Genomic DNA, 16,160 nt, shown 5'->3' on the forward strand with positions numbered 1-16,160 from the left:
ACGCTTCCCGATTCTTCCGACGGCGCAAAAGCGTCGCCGGTGCCCCAACTCGTCCTTTCGCTATCCGAGGATGCTGATGAAAACCGATATTCCGAATCGCTCCGAATCGCCGTTCCGCTCCGTGTTTCGCGTGGTCAGCGGCAATTTTCTGGAGATGTACGACTTCACTGTCTACGCCTATTACGCGAGTGCCATCGCGCATACCTTCTTTCCGGCCGAGAACGAATTCGTCTCGCTGCTTCTGGCGCTGTCAGTGTTCGGCGCGGGCTTTGTGATGCGGCCGATCGGCGCGCTCGTGCTCGGCGCCTATGTGGACCGGCACGGACGCCGCAAGGGGCTGATCCTGTCGCTCTGGCTGATGGCGGTCGGCACCGCGTGCGTGGCGCTCGTGCCGGGCTATGCGGCCATCGGCATCGCGGCGCCGGTGGTCGTGCTGTTCGGACGCCTGCTGCAAGGCTTCTCGGCGGGCGTGGAACTGGGCGGCGTCTCGGTGTATCTCGCCGAAATCGCGACACCCGGCCGGCGCGGCTTCTTCTGCTCGTGGCAATCGGGCAGCCAGCAGGTCGCGGTGATTTTCGCGGCATCGCTCGGTGTGCTGCTCAACCAGACCCTGCCGCCTGCCGACGTCAACGCCTGGGGCTGGCGCATTCCGTTCCTGGTCGGCTGCCTGATTGTGCCGTTCCTGTTCCTGATCCGCCGCACGCTGCGCGAAACCGATGAGTTCGCGGCCCGCAAGCATCATCCGTCGATGAGCGAGATCTTGAAGTCGATGGTGCAGAACGCCGGGCTGATTCTCGGCGGCATGGGGCTCGTCATCATGACCACGGCGTCGTTCTATCTGATCACCACCTACACGCCGACCTTCGGCAAGAACGTGCTGCATCTGTCGTCGATGGATTCGCTCATCGTCACCGTCTGCGTGGGTCTCTCGAACCTGATCTGGCTGCCGGTGTCGGGCGCGATGTCGGACCGTTTCGGACGCCGGCCCATCCTGCTGCTCTTCACCGTGCTGACCATCCTCACGGCCTATCCGGCGATGCAATGGCTGGTCGCGGCGCCTTCGTTCGAGCGCCTGCTGGCGGTGGAACTGTGGCTCTCGGTGCTCTATGCGTGGTACAACGGTGCGATGGTGGTCGCGCTCACCGAGCTGATGCCCGCGCACGTGCGCACGACCGGTTTCTCGATGGCCTATAGCCTCGCCACGCTGGTGGGCGGCTTCACGCCGGCCATCTCGACCTCGCTGATTCACTTCACCGGCGACAAGGCCGCGCCCGGCGCGTGGATGGCGGTGGCGGCCGTGTGCGGCGCGGTGGCGACACTGGTGCTGTACCGCTCGCGCGAGGCCCGCAATGGGTACAGGTGGCACGGCGTGACCGAGCAATGAAACTGCTGCTGATCGAAGACAATCATCAACTGGCGCACTGGCTCGCGAGAACCCTGACCGACGAGGGTTTTCTCGTCGAGCATGCGCCGGACGGCGAAGCGGCCGAGGCGTCGCTCGCCGGCACGCGCTACGACGTCGTGCTGCTGGATCTCAATCTGCCGGGGATGTCGGGCAAGGCGGTGCTGCGGCGCATGCGCGACGGCGCCAACGACACGCCCGTGCTGGTGCTGACGGCCACCGGCGATATCGGCGAAAAGGTCATCTGTCTGAGCGACGGCGCGGATGACTACGTCGTCAAGCCCTTCGACGACCGCGAACTGGTTGCGCGCATCAAGGCGCTGGCGCGGCGTCACGCGCCGGTGCGCTCGAACCGCCTGCGCTGCGGCACGCTGCTGTACGACATGGACCGCCGCCAGTTCTTCGTCGACGACGACGCGCTCTCCCTCACGCCGCGCGAGCACGCGGTGCTCGAAGCGCTGATCCTCCAGGCCGGGCGCACGGTATCGAAGGCCGTGCTGGCGGAAGCGGTGGACGACCGCGATGCGCCGCCGAGCGGCGATGCCATCGAAATCTATATCTCGCGGCTCAGGAAGAAGATCGAGAAGAGCACGGCGGCGATCATCACGCTGCGCGGGCTCGGCTATCTGCTGGAACATGAAGAGTCGCACGCGTAGCCTGCGCACGCGGCTGCTGCTCTGGCTCATCGTGCCGATGACGGCCTTCGGCCTGATCGCGGCCTGGATCACGCATGCGAACGCGCGCCGCACCGCGGACCTGCTGCAGGACGCGGCGCTGCTGGCCGCCGCCCGCGTGCTGGCTGCCGATGTGCGCTGGAGCGGCGACGACCTGGTGGCGTCGGTGTCGCCGAGCACGATCCAGATCGTCGGCACGCCGGAGGGCGATCAGGTGTTCTATCGCGTGCAGATTGCCGGAGGCGCGGTGATCGCAGGCACGTCCGATTTTCCGGGCCTGCCGCGCACCGGCCTGCCGCAGTGGTACGACGCGCGCGTGTCCGGACTGCCGGTGCGCGCGGTGTCGCTGACGCGGCCGATGTTCGACGCGGGCCGCACCGTCGAAGTGCTCGTCTCCGTGGGGCGCACGCAGGCGGCGCGCGACGCGCTCGTCGCCTCGCTGTGGAAGCCGCAGCTCGCCTATATCCTCGGCAGCATCGCCGTGGCGATGGCGCTGATCTGCGCCGGTCTCGCGCTGGAACTGCGCCCGCTCGAACGGCTCGCCGCCGCGCTCACCGCGCGTCCCCGGCAGGGCCGCAACCGCATCGACGCCACGGATCTGCACGCCGAGTTGCAGCCGCTGGTCGCGGCCTTCAACGCATCGCTCGACGTCATCGAGCAGCAGACCGCGACGCAGCGGCGCTTCATCGCCGACGCCGCGCATCAGATTCGCACGCCGCTCACGCTGCTCGGCTCGCAGCTTCAGTACGCGCGCCGTCAGCATAATCTCGACGAAGTGCGCGAGACGCTCGCGGCCATGCATCACAGCAATCGCGCGATGGTCGCGCTCATCAATCAGTTGCTGATGCTGGCGCAGGCCGAATCGGCCGATTACACCCGCTTCGAGCGCGAGTCCGTCGATCTGAAGGAGGTCATCGCGCGTGCGGTGGAGAAGCTGGCGCTGGCGGCGAGCCGTCGCGAGATAGAACTGGCCGTGTCCTTCGAGGACGCCGCGCTCGTCGTCAAAGGCAGCAAGCCGTTGCTGTCGGCGGCGCTTTCTAATCTCGTCGATAACGCCATCCGCTATTCGCCCGACGGCACGCGCGTCACGGTCGAAGCGCGGCGCGTCGACGATGCGGTGCAAGTCTGCGTCCTCGACGAAGGGCCGGGCATTCCGGCGGAACTGCGCGAGCGGGTGTTCGAGCCGTTTTTCCGGGCGTCGGAGGAAGAGGGCAGCGGGTTGGGGCTTGCCATCGCGCGGGAAATCGTGCGCGCGCACGGCGGGACGATCGAGATAAGTGAAGCCGCGCCGCAGCGGGGCGCGAAGTTCACGGTGATCCTGCGGGGCTGACTAACCGCGTCCGCCCCCGCCGTCCTGAAACGTGCGCGCCATGAAGTCCACGAACGCGCGAATCCGCGTCGACATCTGGTGACGTTGCAGATAGACCGCGTAGATATCGGCGTTGGGCGTTTCGAAGTCGGGCAACACGGGCACGAGGCGGCCGTCGTTCAGATATTCGGCGATATCCCACTCGGCCCGCATCAGGATGCCGTGGCCGTCCAGCGCCCATTTCACGGCGATCTCGCCGTCGTTCGTCGTCAGATTCCCGCCGATGCGCACCGCCTCCGTCCTGCGCGCGCTTCCGCGTCCGGATGTCAGACGCCACACGCCATAGGCTTCGTCGCCCTGACGGATGCCGATGCAGTTGTGGCGCGTCAGATCATGCGGCGTGGCCGGGACGCCGTGTGCGCGCAGATACTCCGGCGTCGCGCACAACAGCCGCCGGTTGGCCGCGAGCCTGCGGGCCACGACGCGCGTATCGGGCGGCTCGCCGAAACGGATGCAGACGTCGAAGGCGTCATCCGTGAGCGAGGGCGGCGCGACCGACAGCTGCAACTGCGCCTGTACCTGCGGATACTGCCGCACGAAACGCGCGAGCGCCGGGCCGACATGACTGCGCCCGAAGCCGAGCGTCGCGTTGACGCGCAGCAGCCCCTTCGGATTCTTGCGCGCGCTGCCGAGCAGTTCGGCGAGTTCGTCGATCTCGTCGAGGATGCGCCGCGCCCGTTCCAGATACAGCTCGCCCTCGGGCGTCAGCATCATGCGGCGGGTCGTGCGCGTGACGAGCGGCACGCCGGCGCGCTGCTCCATCTGCGCCAGCCGCTTGCTGACCGCCGCCGCCGTGAGGCCGAGTTCGCGCGCTGCGGCGCTCAGGCTGCCCGCAGCCGACAACGTCGAAAAGAACGAAAAGTCCGCAGCCTGGACGGTCTCGGCCATATTCCCACTTTCAACTCAAAGTTAAAGATGCCTTGAGTCTAGCACCGGTTGATGCACTCCCGCTTCGGTAAAGTGAACCCACTCGAACCCAACACACGGAGACAGCATGAAGACCTATCGCATCGCGATCATTCCCGGCGACGGCATCGGCAAGGAAGTCGTGCCGGCGGGCAAGCAGGTGCTTGAAGCGCTCGCGCAAACCGTCAGCACGTTCCGCTTTGAATTCGAGGACTTCGACTGGGGCGCGGACCATTACCGCCAGCACGGCGCGATGATGCCCGCCGACGGCCTTGACGCGCTGCGCGACAAGGACGCGATCCTGTTCGGTTCGGCGGGCGATCCGGACGTTCCCGATCACATCACGCTGTGGGGTTTGCGCCTGAAGATCTGCCAGGGCTTCGATCAGTACGCGAACGTGCGGCCGACGCGCATCCTGCCCGGCATCGATGCGCCGCTGAAGCGCTGCGGTCCCGGCGACCTGAACTGGGTGATCGTGCGCGAGAACTCAGAAGGGGAATATGCGGGCGTCGGCGGGCGGGTGCATCAAGGGCATCCGATCGAAGCGGCCACGGACGTTTCCATCCTCACGCGCGCCGGTGTCGAGCGCATCATGCGCTACGCGTTCCGGCTGGCGCAGTCGCGTCCGCGCAAGCTGCTGACGGTGGTCACGAAGAGCAATGCGCAACGTCACGCGATGGTGATGTGGGACGAGATCGCCACGCAGATCGCCGCCGAGTTTCCGGATGTGACGTGGGACAAGGAACTCGTCGATGCCGCCACCGCGCGCATGGTCAACCGTCCGAAGTCGCTGGACACGATCGTCGCGACCAATCTGCACGCGGACATTCTCAGCGATCTCGCGGCCGCGCTGGCGGGCAGCCTCGGCATCGCGCCGACGGGCAACATCGATCCGGAACGCCGCTATCCGTCGATGTTCGAGCCGATCCACGGCTCGGCCTTCGACATCATGGGCAAGGGGCTGGCGAATCCGGTCGGCACCTTCTGGTCGGTGGTGATGCTGCTCGAACATCTCGGTGAGCACGAGGCCGCGCAACGCGTGATGCAGGCGGTGGAAGCGGTGACCGCGAATCCCGCGCTGCATACCGGCGATCTCGGCGGCAACGCGACCACGGCGCAAGTCACCGAAGCTGTCTGCGCACTGCTCCAGAAGGTCGCGGCCGCAGCCTGAAAATCCTTTTTCGAGCGCCGGCCCCGCGAGGGCACGGCGCCGCCTCGTCCGAAGGAGACACATGCAGAACGACATCGAAACGCGCGTATCGCGCAAGCTGATGTGGCGCATCATTCCGCTCGTCATGCTGCTGTATTTCGTGAGCTTTCTCGACCGCGTGAACATCGGCTTCGCCGCGCTGACGATGAACCGCGACATCGGTCTTTCGCCGGCTGCCTTCGGGCTCGGCGTCGGGCTGTTCTTCATCGGCTATTTTCTGTTCGAAGTGCCGTCGAACCTGATACTCGACCGCGTCGGGGCGCGCATCTGGATTGCACGCGTGATGGTGACGTGGGGCATCGTGTCGGCGGCATCGGCGTTCGTCTCCGGGCCGCAGAGCTTCTATGTGTCGCGCGTCCTGCTCGGCATCGCGGAAGCGGGCTTCTTTCCCGGCATCATCCTGTATCTGAGCCAGTGGTTCCCGAAGCGCCAGCGCGCCGTCGCCGCCGCCTGGTTCATGGCGGCCGCGCCGATCTCGACGGCGATCGGCTCGCCGCTCTCCGGCGCCATCATGCAGTTGCCGCCGATGTTCGGCCTCGCCGACTGGCAGATCCTGTTCATCATCGAAGCGCTGCCTGCGGTCGTGCTCGGCTTCGTCGTGCTGCGTGCGCTGACGGATTCGCCGCAGAAAGCAGGCTGGCTCGCCGACGATGAAAAGACCTGGCTCATCGACCGTCTGCGCGAGGAAGCGGACGCGCGCAGCCAGCATGCGGGCCACACGGGCGCCGCGCTCGCCGCGTTGCGCGATGTGCGGGTGCTTGCGCTGGCGCTGGTGTATTTCGGCACGTCGGCGGGCTTGTACACGCTCGGCTTGTGGGCGCCGCTCATCATCAACCAGTATGGCTTCGGCGCGCTCCAGACCGGCTTGCTCGCGGCCATTCCCGCGCTGATCGCGGTGCTCGCGATGATCTGGTGGGCGCGGCGCTCGGACCGCTTGCAGGAACGCACGTGGCACGTGGTGCTGCCGTGCGTGCTGGCGTGCGTCGGCCTGATCCTGGCCGCGAATGCCCATGGCGCGGTTGCGATCGTCGGGGCGCTGGTGCTGGTGAATGTCGGCATCAGCGCGGCCAAGGCGCCGCTGTGGGCCATTCCGAGCACGTTTCTCTCCGGCGCGGGCGCGGCGGCGGGCATCGCGATGATCAATTCGATCGGCAATCTCGGCGGCTTTGTCGGGCCGTCCGCGATCGGCTGGCTGAAGAAGATCACGGGCGGCTATGCGGCGGGCCTTTATGTGGTGGCGGGAACCCTCGCGTTGTCGGCGATCATCACGCTCTTGCTGGCACGCAAGCAGGGCGGCCCTGACATGCATGCCGCAGGCACGGCAGTGAGTTCGACGCCGCGTTGATCGACTCGTCAGCCGATGTCGCGAAGCAGCGTCGCAAGGCGTTGCGTCCCGGCATCGGACAAAGCCTTGAGCGGCGCGCGGGGAATGCCCGCATCGAAGCCCTGGGTTCTCAGGCCCGCCTTGATCGTCGTCGGCAGGCCGCCCTTGAGGATGAACTCCAGCATCGGCAACTGCTTGTGAGAAGCAGGCCGATGGCCCGTTGACCTCCGAAGCACTCGGTGAAATGCTGGGCACGAACGCCGTGGTCGTCAGACGCTTGTTCGGCGGGCTGCGGGATAGCGGTCAGGTTGCATCGGAGAAGGGACACGGCGGAGGGTGGGCGCTGGCGCAACCGCTCGATAAGATCACGCTGCTGGACGTGTATCGGGCGGTCGGCGAACCGCCTCTCTTTTCAGATCTGGTTTCCGAAGACCATCCGGAATGTCTGGTCGAGCAGGCCGTGAATGCGCATCTCCCGGTCACCTTGCGCGACGCCGAAGCGGTCATGCTCGCAAGATTCGAAAAGCTCACGCTTGTGATGCTGATGCGCGGCGTCAAGCTTCCGGTGTCGCGCGGGAAGGCTGCCCGGAAGCCTTCATAGCTTTCTGATGGGCGCGTAAAGCGTCATCACCATCTCATGCCACGCCATGCCGCCGTGATCCGAACTCGACGGCCTGACATAGCGATAGCCCAGTCTTTCGTAAAGCGCGACGTGACGGTCCTTGCACATGAGGTGGATCGTCTTCTTTCCCGTGGCGGTCATGTGTGCAACGAAAGTGCGCATCATCAGCGAGGCATGGCCTTGTCCCTGGCATGCCGGATCGATCACCACTGACATGACCACGACATTCGGCGCGGCGGGATCGTGGCCGATCAGTTCCTTGAATGCCTCATCGGACATGACGACATCATGGGCACAGCCGCCATTGATGAAGCCGATGACGCGTCCATCCTGTTCCATGACGATGAACCCCTGCGGATACTGCTCGATGCGCGTGGCGATCTTCTCGCGCGTCGCGGCTTCGTCGCCTTCATAGGCGCAGTTTTCTATTTCAAAGCAGCGGTCGATGTCGGAAGGCGTGGCCTGGCGGAAGGAAGGTGGGTTCATGGGTGGTTGGGATCAAAGGCAAGGTATTCACACCGTATCACTCGTAAGTCTTTCCTCCCCGAAAGCCATTGGATTGTGATCCGGTAAATGACGATCCAGATGTAATAGTTCAGTAACCTTGCAGTAACAGTCCGAACGTTTCTTTATAGTCATCAAACTGTCATCAGCGTGCAATTGAGGTGATCTTTTGTCATCTCATTGCTTTTAATAACAAGGACGGTTTGAATAATCATGCTGGAAATGTTACCGGACACACAGACCCGAACGCGCAAACAGCATTTGGCTTCGACTGCCGCTTCCATGCTTTTATCGGTACTTCTCGTTGCTTGCGGAGGCGGTGGAGGCAGCGACGGTTCATCGACACCCGCAACCAGCGCAAGCGGATCGCCGACGAGTTCAGCGAGTGAAACGCCTGAAGCATCGGTACCTGCTCAAGGAGGAAGTACCGCGCCGGATAACCAGCAGGCGACCGGCTCCGGATCATCGACACCGCCTGCGGATAACGGCGCTTCGACGCCGGCAGCCGCCGATCCTGGCGCATCCGCCCCTGCCACCGCGGATAACGGCGCATCGGCTCCCGCCGCTATCGGCAACACCTTGCTGCCTGCCAAAGTAAGCATCACGACGGACGGCGCCGCACCCATCGCCGACAAGGTCAACTATGTGGGCGCGACGATCAGCATCGCGCAGACCGACAGCAACTACGCTTATTCCGGAAGGGCATCGATTCGCGGACGCGGGCATAGCACATGGGACATGCCGAAGAAGCCGTACAAGATCAAGCTCGACGAGAAGGCTGGCTTGCTCGGCTTGCCCAAGGACAAGAACTGGGTGCTGCTGGCGAACTACTCCGACAAGACCTTGTTGCGCAATCGCGCCGCCTTCGAGCTGGGCAAGCGGCTCGGCATGGACTGGACGCCGCGCGATCTGCCTGTTGAAGTGACGCTGAACGGCGAATACCTCGGTGTGTACGACCTGGTTGAATCAGTGCGCGTGGACAAGAACCGCGTCAACATTGCCGACACCGATAACACTGTGGCCCCGGAGAACACCGGCTTCATTCTGGAGATCAACGAGCGTCTGGATGGCGACTCGTGCTGGACCACGACGCATGGCGTGCCTCTCTGTATCGATACGCCGTCGCCGGCGTCGGATGCACAGGCGGCGTACATCAAGCAGTACGTGCAGGCGGCAGAAGATGCGTTGTTCTCCGACGCCGCGACGGATTCCGCTTCCGGCTATGAAAAGTACTTCGACGTCACCTCGCTGATCAACTGGTATCTCGTGAATGAGCTGTTCAAGAACCAGGATGCACAAGGCTATGCGAGCATTTATCTCTACAAGGAGGTGGGCGGCAAGTTGAAATACGGTCCGCTCTGGGATTTCGATATCGGCGCCGGTAACGTCAATTATTCGGGCGCGCAATATCCGCTCGGATGGTGGATCGCGGACAACAAGTGGATCTCGCGCATGAAGAGCGTGGATCCCACCTTCGAGACGCGCGTGCGGGCCAAATGGGTGGCAACGAAGGCCGCGCAGATCGATACCTTGCCCGCGTATTTCGACACGAGCGCGGCCGCGCTGGTATCGAGCGGAGGCGAGGCGCGCAACTTCCAGCGCTGGCCGATTCTCGACCAGTCAGTGTGGCCGAATCCGGTTGTGACGGGCTCTTATCAAGGCGAGATCGACTACGTGAAGAACTGGCTTCAGCAACGCACGACCTGGCTGGAGGAGAACCTCTGACAGGGCATGCGGACCCGAGCGCCAGGCGCGCTCGGGTTTGCCCCTAGTTCGCGATAAACAAATGGAATTGCTTCGCGAGGAATATTGATTGGATTTCTAACGGTCGCGGACCTATTGTGCGTCAGTCCAATGCCGCAATGCGCGCGTGCGGATCGATAAAACGGCCTCGCCGATTAGAACAAAACATCCAGGAGACATTCCCATGGAGCAATCCTCCACGGCGCCGCGCGTGCCGGAGTCGGACGCCGGCGGCGTCCATAACCTCGCTTCCAGCGATCAGGCCTCACCCCGGATAAAGCGCATTCAACGCACTGCGCTGGCGCTGCTGCTGCTGAGCGGGGTCATCAATTACATCGATCGTGCGACCCTGTCCATCGCCAATCCGCTTATTCGCCAGGATTTGGGATTGTCGGTCGGTGAAATGGGCTTGCTGCTTTCGGCGTTTCTGTGGGCCTATGCGTTTGCGCAATTGCCGGCCGGCGCACTGGTCGATCGCTTCGGCGCGCGCGTCATGCTCGCCGTCAGTCTCGCGACGTGGTCGGTGGCGCAAGCTTTCGGCGGGGTTGTAACCAGCTTCGGCCAGTTCTTCGCTGCGCGCATGGTGCTCGGCGTCGGCGAGGCGCCGCAGTTTCCGACGAGCGCCAAGGTCGTGCGCGACTGGTTCGGCAAGAAGGAACGCGGCGCCGCGACCGGCATCTGGAACAGCTCATCGACGCTCGGCACCGCGATCTCCGCGCCGCTCCTGACGGTGGTCATGCTGACCGTCGGATGGCGCTGGATGTTCGGCATCATGGGGATCGCCGGTTTGGTCGTGGCGCTGTGCTTCTATCTCGTGCATCGCGATCCGCGACAAGTCGACCTGACCCACAGCGAGCGCGCCTATCTGACCGACGTCGAAGGCGAGTCACAGACGCGTCCGACCTGGAGCGACTGGCGTCGCCTGTTCGAATTCAGCACCACGTGGGGCATGCTGCTCGGCTTCTTCGGCACCATCTACGTGCTGTGGCTCTACAACGCGTGGCTGCCGACTTACCTGCAAATGGAGTTTCACCTGACCATCTCCAAATCCGGATGGGTCGCGGCAGTGCCTTATCTGTTCGGCGTGGTGGGCAGCCTGTCCGGCGGTAAGATCTGCGACGTGCTCGCACGCCGGGGCGTCTCGGCGATCAACAGCCGCAAGTATCCGATGGCGGCTTCGCTGGTCGGCGTCGCGGTGTTCACGCTCCTGACCGGTCTCACGCACAGCGCGACGCTTGCAGTGGTCTTCATCTCGATCTCGATGTTGCTGCTGTACGTGTCGAGCAGCGCGGCCTGGGCGACGGCATCGGTGGCGGCGCCCGCCAACTGCACCGCGTCCATCGGCGCGATGCAGAACTTCGGCGGCTACTTCGGTGGCGCGCTGGCGCCGGTGGTCACGGGCTTCATCGTGCAGCAGTCGCACTCGTTCCAGCCCGCGCTGTTCGTTGGCGCGGGCGTGGCGGCGGTTGCGGTCATCGGGTACTGGGTGCTGGTTCGCGGCCCGATCCCTCCGGCTGCGCTCAGCCGGGACGCATAACGTCAATGCAACAAGCGAGAGCCTTGGGCTCTCGCTTGCCTTCACTCAGAAAGCACTTCCGGAAGCCCGATATCGTAGCGCTGCGCGCAGGCCGCGAGCGCCGGTGCGATGGTCGGATGCAATGCCACCCCGTCGCGCAGTTGCTCGCGCTTGAGGGCAAGCCCGCGATCGCCCGGCATACGCACGCTCGACGTGCCGGGACGCGGCGGGTTATCCCGGCACGCTTCACCAATCCAGTCCATCTGCCGCGCGAATGCAGCGGGGCCGCCGAACGCCGCCGGATCATACAGCGACAGGAAGACGGTGGCGCCCCAGCCATCGGCGGGATCGGCCCGGCCGTGACCTGCCAGCCCCCCCGTCATTGCCTCGATCAGCAGCGCGAGCCCAAAGCCCTTGTGTCCGTACGTCATGCCGCCGACCGGAAGAATGGAGCCCGGCGGATCGGCGGACAGCACGCCAGGATCGCCGCTCGGATGTCCCTCCGCATCGAGAAAGCACGCCTCTTCGAAGACTTGTCCGGCCTTGTGCTGGCGCGCGGTCATGCCGTTCGTCACGGTCGATGCCGAGATGTCGATCAGGAACGGCGTGCCCGAAGTGGGAATGCCTGCAGCGATTGGATTGGGCGTGAAGACCGAGCGCGTGCCGCCGTGAGGGGCCACGCTCTGCACGGCGGGATCCGAACTGCTGAGCACGATCAGGAAGCCTTCGGCCGTGGCCTTCTCCAGATAACTTGCCAGGCATGCAATATGGTGGCTGCGCCGGATTACCAGCGTCGCGCTGCCATGTTCGCGCGCCTTCGGCACCAGTGCATCGATGCCGCTCAGCACCAGCCAGGGACCGGGAAGACGCCGGCCATCCCATAGCAGGCTCGCGCCGCGCTCCGATATGACCTCGGGTGCGCCGGAGCAGGTCATCGTGCCGCGCTCGATTTCGCCGACATAGCCCGGCAGCAAGGCGAGGCCATGTGTGTCGTGTCCCATCAGGTCGCCGTCCAGCAGCGTCTGCGCGACCGCTTGCGCCTTGACTTCTTCCATCCCGGCCTTGACCAGCAGGCGCCGTGCGAAGTCCTGCAATGCATCGGCGCGATATCGGACTCGTGCATTCATCTTGATTGTGTCCGTCAGAGTGATTGAAGCGATTGTTCGAAGACTGCCGCTTGATTGATTGCGGAAGGCCGGTCTGAATTGTCCTTTGGGCTTTCGATCAAGGTCCAATCGCGAATTGCGTAAAATCAATTCCATCTGGTTATGAGTCGGCGTTTCCCTTCCTAGGTCTTACACTTATGCCGCAAGATTCCACGCTGTCCGCTGCGCAAGTGCTGCCCAAGCTGCGCTTCAGGCATCTCCAGTTGCTGGAACTGCTCGGACGCACGCGCAACCTGCGCATCGCGGCCGAGCAGATGCATATCACCCAGCCTGCCGCGACCAAGATCCTCAGCGACCTCGAGGCGCTGTTCGGCGCGCCGCTGTTCGACCGGCTGCCGCGCGAGATGCGTCCCACAGACCTGGGTTCGCTCTCGGTGCGCTATGCCACAGCGACGCTGTCCAATCTCGGCAAGTTCTCGAACGAGTTCGCGACGTTGAAGAACGGCGGTTATGGTCATCTCACGGTGGGCTTCATTCCGGCGTCCGCCGCTCAACTCGTGACGGCTGCGATCAAGGAGATTCAGCGCAGGCGGCCGAGACTCATCATCAGACTGGTCGAGCAAAGCAGCGATCAACTCGCCACATGGCTCGAGGAAAGACGGCTCGACGTCATGATCGGGCGGCCGACCGAGCCGCGCCATCAGGCGCTTTTCCATGTGGTCGATCTGCTGGCCGAGCCGGCGCGTGTGGTGGTCGGACGGCATCATCCGTTGCTGAAGCGGCGGCGCATGGAGATTGCCGATCTGGGCGAATGGCCCTGGATCCTGTACCCGCAAGGCACCGCCATGCGGCTGCTGTTCGAAGAGACGTTCGCGGCGACAGGCTTGCTGCCGCCGGTGGGGATCGTGGAAACGCCGTCGATCTTTTCGACGCTGGAACTGCTGCAAGCCACCGACATGATCTCCCTTCAGCCGCAGGCGGCGATGGACAAGTATGTGAAGCATGGGTTGCTGGGTTATCTCGATGTGCCCATCCGGCGGACGATGTCGAACTACAGTGTCCTGACCCGAAAGGAAGAAACCAGCTCGCAGGCGGCGGAGGAATTCGTTGCGATTGTGCTGGGCATCGCGGCGCAGTGCTAGAGCCGGACACCAGTTCGCTCAATCCCGCGTCCCCTCCCTCAGCAATTCGATGAGCCGCGCTGCAATAGGCGAAAGCACGCTGCCGCGCCGCGTGACAATGCCGAAGGTCTGCGACGGCGAACGCAACGCAATCGGCAGGATGCTCAGCATCTTGTGGCGCGCGAACATCTCGGCGATATCAGTCGGCAAAAGCGAAGCGAGATCGCGTCCCTGATTGAGCAGCGCGACCGTGACGAACGTGGAGGCGGTCGAAACCGTATTCGGCGGCATGTCGATGCCGGCCAGATCCATCTCCCGCTCCAGCAGTTCGCGCAGCGGCATCTTGCTCGGGTAGGTGACCCATCGGCAATGCGCGAGGTCGTGCATGTCGAGCGGCTTGCGCGAACGGGGCGCCGAGCGATAACCGACCACCACGGACAAGGGCTCGTCGGCGAGCTTCACATAGCGGTACTTCGCCGGTTGCGCGCTGACCGCCGAGCGCCCGATGACCAGATCGAGCCGCCCTTCGTCGAGTTGCGTCAACATGCGCGCGCTCGTGTCCTCGACGATTTCAATCGTCACGTCCGGCCGTTCCGCGTGCAGCGCGTCGAGCGCCGGCACGACGTGCGCGGGTATCGCGCCCATGATCGCGCCGATGGAAAGCCGTCCGCCGCGCCCCGCCTTGATATCGGTGAGGTCGTGGCACAGCTGCGTGAGGTCCGTCGTCAGCAGCCTTGCATAGTCGATGACGCGCCGCCCGTAAGCGTTCGGAATCATGCCGGAGGCCGAGCGTTCGAAGAGCGCTGCATCAAGCATGGTTTCGAGTTCATGCAGCGCCTTGCTGGCTGCCGATTGCGTGATCGACAGCACGACGGCCGCCTTGTGCAGCGACTTGTGTTCGTCGAGCGCGATCAAGAGTTGCAGTTGCTTCATGCGCAACCTCGACAGCAGCATTTGGACGGTCTTCATCGGCGAGTAGAAAAAGTGATCGGGGGATGGAAACAATTCAATATACAGGGGCCGAACCGCGCCCGTATATTGAGCCCCGGAGACAATCACAGAGACCCGCCAGACGGGCCAGCTCAATGCACGATACCCACGTATCTTCCAGCGGCGCGTTCACTGAAACCGCCACACGCCCCCTTGTCATCCGCCTGCATCGTGACGACGACGTCGTCATCGCACGGGAACAGCTCATTGGCGGCACGCGTCTTCCTGCCGAGAACATCGCCGTATCCGGACTGATTCCGCCGGGCCACAAGGTGGCGACGCGCAGTATCGCGGCGGGCGAGGCGGTCAAGCGCTATGGCCAGATCATCGGCTTCGCGAGCCGCGCGATCGAGGCGGGCGAGCACGTTCATATCCATAACCTCGCGATGGGCGAGTTCGATCGCGATTATGCGTTCTGCGCCGACGCCCGCCCGACACCCCGCGCCGCCGCGCCCGCGACCTTCGACGGCATCGTGCGTGCCGATGGCCGCATCGCCACGCGCAACTACATCGGCATCTTGACCTCGGTGAACTGCTCCGCCACGGTGGCGCGGGCTATCGCTGATCAGTTCCGCCGCGACACGCATCCCGATGCGCTTGCCGCCTTCCCGAACGTCGACGGCGTCGTGGCCCTCACGCACGGCGTGGGCTGCGCGGTGGACCCGGAAGGGGAAGGGCTCGCGCTCTTGCAGCGCACGCTCGGCGGCTATGCGGTGCATCCGAACTTTGCGGGCGTGCTCGTGATCGGACTGGGCTGCGAGACCAACCAGATTGCGCGGCTCCTGGAGACGCAAGGGCTCGTTGAAGCGCCTTCGTTGCAGACGTTCAATATCCAGGAGACGGGCGGCACGGCGAAGACGATCGCGCACGGCATCGAACGGGTGCGGGCGATGCTGGCCGAAGCCAATCGCGTGGCGCGTCAGCCGGTGCCGGCGTCGCATCTCGTCGTCGGGCTGCAATGCGGCGGCTCGGACGGTTACTCGGGCATCTCGGGCAATCCGGCGCTGGGCGCGGCAGTCGATCTGCTGGTCGCGAACGGCGGCACGGCGATTCTCTCGGAGACGCCCGAGATCTACGGCGCGGAACATCTTCTGACGCGCCGCGCGGTGAGTCGCGAAGTGGGCGAGAAGTTGGTGGCGCGCATTCACTGGTGGGAAGACTATTGCGCGCGCAACCGCGCGGCGATGAACAACAATCCTTCGGCGGGCAACAAGGCGGGCGGCCTGACGACGGTCCTCGAAAAGTCCCTCGGCGGCATTGCGAAAGCGGGCGAATCGAATCTCGTCGAAGTGTATGAATACGCCGAACGCGTCGAAGCGAAAGGCCTCGTGTTCATGGATACGCCCGGCTACGACCCGATCTCCGCGACCGGGCAAGTTGCGGGCGGCGCCAACCTGATCTGCTTCACGACGGGACGCGGTTCGGCATACGGCTGCGCGCCGACGCCCTCGCTCAAGATCGCCACCAACGACGCGCTATGGAACCGTCAGGCGGAAGACATCGACCTGAACTGCGGCCCCATTCTGAGCGGCGAGAAAAGCATCGAACAGATGGGCGCGGAGCTATTCCAGATGATGCTCGACGCCGCTTCCGGCAAACGCACGCGCAGCGAGATCCACGGCTACGGGCAGAACGAATTCGTGCCCTGGCAAATCGGCGCGATCACGTAAGCG

General features: G+C 64.3%; 15 protein-coding genes. 10 read left to right on the forward strand and 5 right to left on the reverse strand.

What is annotated here, in order from left to right:
* The first annotated feature begins 76 nt into the window (after positions 1-76).
* The 3 genes from QCE63_RS16020 to QCE63_RS16030 are packed head-to-tail and all read left to right on the forward strand — an operon-like array spanning position 77 to position 3,406.
* Complete coding sequence (locus QCE63_RS16020; protein WP_309834334.1) at positions 77-1,384, forward strand: MFS transporter; 1,308 nt, start codon at positions 77-79, stop codon at positions 1,382-1,384.
* Positions 1,381-2,058, forward strand: coding sequence for a response regulator transcription factor (locus QCE63_RS16025; RefSeq protein ID WP_309834335.1), 678 nt, complete (start codon positions 1,381-1,383; stop codon positions 2,056-2,058). Before QCE63_RS16020 ends, QCE63_RS16025 begins: the two co-directional genes overlap by 4 nt.
* Positions 2,039-3,406, forward strand: a complete 1,368-nt coding sequence (locus QCE63_RS16030) for a sensor histidine kinase (protein WP_309834336.1) — start codon at positions 2,039-2,041, stop codon at positions 3,404-3,406. Before QCE63_RS16025 ends, QCE63_RS16030 begins: the two co-directional genes overlap by 20 nt.
* On the opposite strand, the gene QCE63_RS16035 is transcribed toward QCE63_RS16030, so the two are convergent.
* Positions 3,407-4,333, reverse strand: a complete 927-nt coding sequence (locus QCE63_RS16035; protein ID WP_309834339.1) for a LysR substrate-binding domain-containing protein — start codon at positions 4,331-4,333, stop codon at positions 3,407-3,409.
* A gap of 106 nt (positions 4,334-4,439) precedes the next feature.
* On the opposite strand from QCE63_RS16035, the gene QCE63_RS16040 reads away from it, so the two are divergent.
* Positions 4,440-5,522, forward strand: a complete 1,083-nt coding sequence (locus QCE63_RS16040; protein WP_309834341.1) for a tartrate dehydrogenase — start codon at positions 4,440-4,442, stop codon at positions 5,520-5,522.
* A gap of 61 nt (positions 5,523-5,583) precedes the next feature.
* Positions 5,584-6,906, forward strand: coding sequence for an MFS transporter (locus QCE63_RS16045; RefSeq protein WP_309834343.1), 1,323 nt, complete (start codon positions 5,584-5,586; stop codon positions 6,904-6,906).
* An 8-nt stretch (positions 6,907-6,914) separates the two neighbouring features.
* Here QCE63_RS16045 and QCE63_RS16050 read toward each other — a convergent pair whose 3' ends face one another.
* Complete coding sequence (locus QCE63_RS16050; RefSeq protein WP_404990132.1) at positions 6,915-7,070, reverse strand: hypothetical protein; 156 nt, start codon at positions 7,068-7,070, stop codon at positions 6,915-6,917.
* A gap of 35 nt (positions 7,071-7,105) precedes the next feature.
* Here QCE63_RS16050 and QCE63_RS16055 point away from each other — a divergent pair, with 35 nt between their 5' ends.
* Positions 7,106-7,486, forward strand: coding sequence for an Rrf2 family transcriptional regulator (locus QCE63_RS16055; protein ID WP_404990133.1), 381 nt, complete (start codon positions 7,106-7,108; stop codon positions 7,484-7,486).
* Here the strand turns inward: QCE63_RS16055 and QCE63_RS16060 are convergent.
* Positions 7,481-7,993 carry a GNAT family N-acetyltransferase gene (locus tag QCE63_RS16060; RefSeq protein ID WP_309834345.1) on the reverse strand — a complete coding sequence of 171 codons (513 nt, stop codon included), beginning with the start codon at positions 7,991-7,993 and terminating at the stop codon, positions 7,481-7,483. The genes QCE63_RS16055 and QCE63_RS16060 overlap by 6 nt on opposite strands.
* A gap of 597 nt (positions 7,994-8,590) precedes the next feature.
* Here QCE63_RS16060 and QCE63_RS16065 point away from each other — a divergent pair.
* Both QCE63_RS16065 and QCE63_RS16070 read left to right on the forward strand, forming a co-directional pair.
* Positions 8,591-9,736 carry a CotH kinase family protein gene (locus QCE63_RS16065; RefSeq protein WP_309834346.1) on the forward strand — a complete coding sequence of 382 codons (1,146 nt, stop codon included), beginning with the start codon at positions 8,591-8,593 and terminating at the stop codon, positions 9,734-9,736.
* 202 nt (positions 9,737-9,938) lie between these two features.
* Entirely contained in the window at positions 9,939-11,291 is a 1,353-nt protein-coding gene (locus tag QCE63_RS16070; RefSeq protein WP_309834348.1) for an MFS transporter, read from the forward strand.
* A 41-nt stretch (positions 11,292-11,332) separates the two neighbouring features.
* Here QCE63_RS16070 and QCE63_RS16075 read toward each other — a convergent pair whose 3' ends face one another.
* A complete protein-coding gene (locus QCE63_RS16075; protein WP_309834351.1) occupies positions 11,333-12,397 on the reverse strand; it encodes an Ldh family oxidoreductase in 1,065 nt (354 codons plus the stop codon).
* A 176-nt stretch (positions 12,398-12,573) separates the two neighbouring features.
* Here QCE63_RS16075 and QCE63_RS16080 point away from each other — a divergent pair, with 176 nt between their 5' ends.
* The gene (locus tag QCE63_RS16080) at positions 12,574-13,518 is read left to right on the forward strand and encodes a LysR family transcriptional regulator (RefSeq protein ID WP_309834353.1); all 945 of its coding nucleotides are present in this window, start codon (positions 12,574-12,576) and stop codon (positions 13,516-13,518) included.
* Between the two features lie 18 nt (positions 13,519-13,536).
* Here QCE63_RS16080 and QCE63_RS16085 read toward each other — a convergent pair whose 3' ends face one another.
* Positions 13,537-14,430 (reverse strand): LysR family transcriptional regulator, encoded by an 894-nt coding sequence (locus QCE63_RS16085; protein ID WP_404990134.1) that lies wholly within the window; start codon positions 14,428-14,430, stop codon positions 13,537-13,539.
* A 152-nt stretch (positions 14,431-14,582) separates the two neighbouring features.
* Between QCE63_RS16085 and QCE63_RS16090 the strand changes: the two genes are divergently transcribed.
* A complete protein-coding gene (locus QCE63_RS16090) occupies positions 14,583-16,157 on the forward strand; it encodes an altronate dehydratase family protein (RefSeq protein ID WP_309834356.1) in 1,575 nt (524 codons plus the stop codon).
* Positions 16,158-16,160 lie beyond the last annotated feature (3 nt).

The organism is Caballeronia sp. LZ065 (assembly GCF_031450975.1).
Taxonomy (GTDB): Bacteria; Pseudomonadota; Gammaproteobacteria; order Burkholderiales; family Burkholderiaceae; genus Caballeronia.